This is a genomic window from Paraburkholderia sediminicola, assembly GCF_046026895.1.
Lineage (GTDB): Bacteria > Pseudomonadota > Gammaproteobacteria > Burkholderiales > Burkholderiaceae > Paraburkholderia > Paraburkholderia sediminicola_C.
The window spans coordinates 1-5,126 of the sequence record NZ_JAQQEU010000163.1; the positions used below are offsets into that span (position 1 = coordinate 1).

2 tRNA genes and 3 rRNA genes are annotated in these 5,126 nt (G+C 53.9%); all 5 read right to left on the reverse strand.

Annotation, left to right across the window (positions count from 1 at the left end):
- Positions 1-28 precede the first annotated feature (28 nt).
- Positions 29-142, reverse strand: a 5S ribosomal RNA gene (gene rrf / locus PQR02_RS39545).
- A gap of 223 nt (positions 143-365) precedes the next feature.
- Positions 366-3,246: ribosomal RNA gene (locus PQR02_RS39550) — 23S ribosomal RNA — on the reverse strand.
- A 301-nt stretch (positions 3,247-3,547) separates the two neighbouring features.
- Positions 3,548-3,623 (reverse strand) — tRNA-Ala (locus PQR02_RS39555).
- Between the two features lie 72 nt (positions 3,624-3,695).
- A tRNA-Ile gene (locus PQR02_RS39560) sits at positions 3,696-3,772 on the reverse strand.
- Positions 3,773-3,836: 64 nt separating this feature from the next.
- A 16S ribosomal RNA gene (locus PQR02_RS39565) occupies positions 3,837-5,126 on the reverse strand; the annotation flags it as partial.

Genomic DNA, 5,126 nt, shown 5'->3' on the forward strand with positions numbered 1-5,126 from the left:
GGGTGGGGTTTCTGTTCACTGCTGGGGAGCCTGACGATTACCTACTTTCACACGGGCAATCCGCACTATCATCGGCGTGGAGTCGTTTCACGGTCCTGTTCGGGATGGGAAGGGGTGGGACCGACTCGCTATGGTCATCAGGCATGACTGGTTGCCGCGCTGGTTTTCCGGCCAGCGAAGCCAATCGGGAAGAAGTAGTTTCTGATGAGTCAACATCAGGTAGTTCGGGCTGTGCTGTTTCTGGCACAACACTGATCTCAACCGTGCGTTCTGCTACCCCATCTGGGGGTTCACACGCATCCCCTTCGGGGATCGGACCGGAGTAAGCGCTGAAGCGCCAACTCTGGTCGAGACACACCTGTTATAGGATCAAGCCTTACGGGCAATTAGTATCAGTTAGCTCAACGCATTACTGCGCTTACACACCTGACCTATCAACGTCCTGGTCTTGAACGACCCTTCAAGGGGCTCGAAGCCCCGGGGATATCTCATCTTAAGGCGAGTTTCCCGCTTAGATGCTTTCAGCGGTTATCTCTTCCGAACATAGCTACCCGGCGATGCCACTGGCGTGACAACCGGTACACCAGAGGTTCGTCCACTCCGGTCCTCTCGTACTAGGAGCAGCCCCCTTCAAATATCCAGCGCCCACGGCAGATAGGGACCAAACTGTCTCACGACGTTTTAAACCCAGCTCACGTACCTCTTTAAATGGCGAACAGCCATACCCTTGGGACCGGCTACAGCCCCAGGATGAGATGAGCCGACATCGAGGTGCCAAACACCGCCGTCGATATGAACTCTTGGGCGGTATCAGCCTGTTATCCCCAGAGTACCTTTTATCCGTTGAGCGATGGCCCTTCCATACAGAACCACCGGATCACTATGACCTGCTTTCGCACCTGCTCGACTTGTCGGTCTCGCAGTTAAGCACGCTTATGCCATTGCACTATCAGCACGATTTCCGACCGTACCTAGCGTACCTTCGTACTCCTCCGTTACACTTTGGGAGGAGACCGCCCCAGTCAAACTGCCTACCATGCACTGTCCCCAGTCCGGATAACGGACCAAGGTTAGAACCTCAAACAGATCAGGGTGGTATTTCAAGGTTGGCTCCACGCAGACTGGCGTCCACGCTTCACAGCCTCCCACCTATCCTACACAGACCGGTTCAAAGTCCAATGCAAAGCTACAGTAAAGGTTCATGGGGTCTTTCCGTCTAGCCGCGGGGAGATTGCATCATCACAAACACTTCAACTTCGCTGAGTCTCGGGAGGAGACAGTGTGGCCATCGTTACGCCATTCGTGCAGGTCGGAACTTACCCGACAAGGAATTTCGCTACCTTAGGACCGTTATAGTTACGGCCGCCGTTTACCGGGACTTCAATCAGGAGCTTGCACCCCATCATTTAATCTTCCGGCACCGGGCAGGCGTCACACCCTATACGTCCACTTTCGTGTTTGCAGAGTGCTGTGTTTTTATTAAACAGTCGCAGCCACCAGTTTATTGCAACCCCTTCACCCTTTGCGCGCAGGCGCATCAGGCTACCGGGGCGTACCTTATCCCGAAGTTACGGTACCAATTTGCCGAGTTCCTTCTCCCGAGTTCTCTCAAGCGCCTTAGAATACTCATCTCGCCCACCTGTGTCGGTTTGCGGTACGGTCTTGTTGAACTGAAGCTTAGAGGCTTTTCCTGGAACCACTTCCGATTGCTTCTTCACCGAAGTGAATGGCCTCGCACCCTTGAATCCCGCGCCCGGATTTGCCAAAGCGCCTTCTCCAATGCAAGGACCGGGACTTCCAACACCCGGACAACCTTCCGCGATCCGTCCCCCCATCGCATTCAACAATGGTGCAGGAATATTAACCTGCTTCCCATCAGCTACGCATTTCTGCCTCGCCTTAGGGGCCGACTCACCCTACGCCGATGAACGTTGCGTAGGAAACCTTGGGCTTACGGCGAGGGGGCCTTTCACCCCCTTTATCGCTACTCATGTCAGCATTCGCACTTCCGATACCTCCAGCACACTTTCCAGTGCACCTTCGCAGGCTTACGGAACGCTCTCCTACCATGCATATAAATATGCATCCGCAGCTTCGGTATATTGCTTAGCCCCGTTACATCTTCCGCGCAGGACGACTCGATCAGTGAGCTATTACGCTTTCTTTAAAGGATGGCTGCTTCTAAGCCAACCTCCTGACTGTTTTAGCCTTCCCACTTCGTTTCCCACTTAGCAATATTTGGGGACCTTAGCTGGCGGTCTGGGTTGTTTCCCTCTTGACACCGGACGTTAGCACCCGATGTCTGTCTCCCGTGATTGCACTCTTCGGTATTCGGAGTTTGCTATGGCGTAGTAATCCGCAATGGACCCCACAACCATGACAGTGCTCTACCCCCGAAGGTGATACACGAGGCACTACCTAAATAGTTTTCGGAGAGAACCAGCTATTTCCAGGTTTGTTTAGCCTTTCACCCCTATCCACAGCTCATCCCCTAACTTTTCAACGTTAGTGGGTTCGGACCTCCAGTACGTGTTACCGCACCTTCATCCTGGCCATGGATAGATCACCTGGTTTCGGGTCTACACCCAGCGACTGGACGCCCTGTTCGGACTCGCTTTCGCTACGCCTGCCCTAATCGGTTAAGCTCGCCACTGAATGTAAGTCGCTGACCCATTATACAAAAGGTACGCCGTCACCCTCTTTCAAAGGCTCCGACTGTTTGTATGCATGCGGTTTCAGGATCTGTTTCACTCCCCTCCCGGGGTTCTTTTCGCCTTTCCCTCACGGTACTGGTTCACTATCGGTCGATCACGAGTATTTAGCCTTGGAGGATGGTCCCCCCATCTTCAGACAGGATTTCACGTGTCCCGCCCTACTTCTCGTACACCCAGTTCTTCCTCACTGTTTTCGTCTACAGGGCTATCACCTGCTAGGGCCGCACTTTCCAGAGCGTTCGACTAACAACGAAGATAAAGAGTACAGGCTGGTCCCATTTCGCTCGCCACTACTCTGGGAATCTCGGTTGATTTCTTTTCCTGCGGTTACTTAGATGTTTCAGTTCACCGCGTTCGCTTCTCATGACCTATGTATTCAGTCATGGATACTCCATTCGGAGTGGGTTTCCCCATTCGGACATCTACGGATCAAAGCTCGTTTGCCAGCTCCCCGTAGCTTTTCGCAGGCTACCGCGTCCTTCATCGCCTGTGATCGCCAAGGCATCCACCACATGCACTTGTTCGCTTGACCCTATAACGGGTGTGTCTCTTTCAAGACGCACTTCGCTACAGGTTGAGTATTCGTGTTGCGCCGTATTCCAGGGCAATCTTCCGATTCCCCTTTCATACATTGATACAATCACAACCCTGACTCACCTACTCACATACCCATCTCCAGGTACGCTTTCGTGAATCTCTTTACTACTTCTTCCTGATTGTTAAAGAACGACAGCCGATATCGCAGTTGCTATCACCGCGTATCACTCTGACTGGCTCAATCGCCAATGCACAACCCTCTGCACTTACTCCGCAGAACGCTACGCATTGAAGATTGGTGGAGGATGACGGGATCGAACCGACGACCCCCTGCTTGCAAAGCAGGTGCTCTCCCAGCTGAGCTAATCCCCCAGTCATGCACAGATACTGCTATCTGTTTTTACCCAGGGGTTGATCGGTTAGCTGCAGCCACCGCAGAAACAGTGGTGGGTCTGGATGGATTCGAACCATCGACCCCCGCCTTATCAAGACGGTGCTCTAACCGACTGAGCTACAGACCCCTGAGTCTGTCTTTTTCACAGCCGATAAGCGTGAGCGCTCAACGTTTGACACGTTCAGCTCGAGAAAGGAGGTGATCCAGCCGCACCTTCCGATACGGCTACCTTGTTACGACTTCACCCCAGTCATGAATCCTACCGTGGTGACCGTCCTCCTTGCGGTTAGACTAGCCACTTCTGGTAAAACCCACTCCCATGGTGTGACGGGCGGTGTGTACAAGACCCGGGAACGTATTCACCGCGGCATGCTGATCCGCGATTACTAGCGATTCCAGCTTCACGCACCCGAGTTGCAGAGTGCGATCCGGACTACGATCGGTTTTCTGGGATTGGCTCCCCCTCGCGGGTTGGCGACCCTCTGTTCCGACCATTGTATGACGTGTGAAGCCCTACCCATAAGGGCCATGAGGACTTGACGTCATCCCCACCTTCCTCCGGTTTGTCACCGGCAGTCTCCCTGGAGTGCTCTTGCGTAGCAACTAGGGACAAGGGTTGCGCTCGTTGCGGGACTTAACCCAACATCTCACGACACGAGCTGACGACAGCCATGCAGCACCTGTGTTACGGCTCCCTTTCGGGCACCCCGACCTCTCAGCCAGGTTCCGTACATGTCAAGGGTAGGTAAGGTTTTTCGCGTTGCATCGAATTAATCCACATCATCCACCGCTTGTGCGGGTCCCCGTCAATTCCTTTGAGTTTTAATCTTGCGACCGTACTCCCCAGGCGGTCAACTTCACGCGTTAGCTACGTTACCAAGCCAATGAAGGCCCGACAACCAGTTGACATCGTTTAGGGCGTGGACTACCAGGGTATCTAATCCTGTTTGCTCCCCACGCTTTCGTGCATGAGCGTCAGTATTGGCCCAGGGGGCTGCCTTCGCCATCGGTATTCCTCCACATCTCTACGCATTTCACTGCTACACGTGGAATTCTACCCCCCTCTGCCATACTCGAGTCCGCCAGTCACAAATGCAGTTCCCAGGTTAAGCCCGGGGATTTCACATCTGTCTTAACGAACCGCCTGCGCACGCTTTACGCCCAGTAATTCCGATTAACGCTTGCACCCTACGTATTACCGCGGCTGCTGGCACGTAGTTAGCCGGTGCTTATTCTTCCGGTACCGTCATCCCCCCGGGGTATTAACCCGGAGGTTTTCTTTCCGGACAAAAGTGCTTTACAACCCGAAGGCCTTCTTCACACACGCGGCATTGCTGGATCAGGCTTGCGCCCATTGTCCAAAATTCCCCACTGCTGCCTCCCGTAGGAGTCTGGGCCGTGTCTCAGTCCCAGTGTGGCTGGTCGTCCTCTCAGACCAGCTACAGATCGTCGCCTTGGTAGGCCTTTACCCCACCAACTAG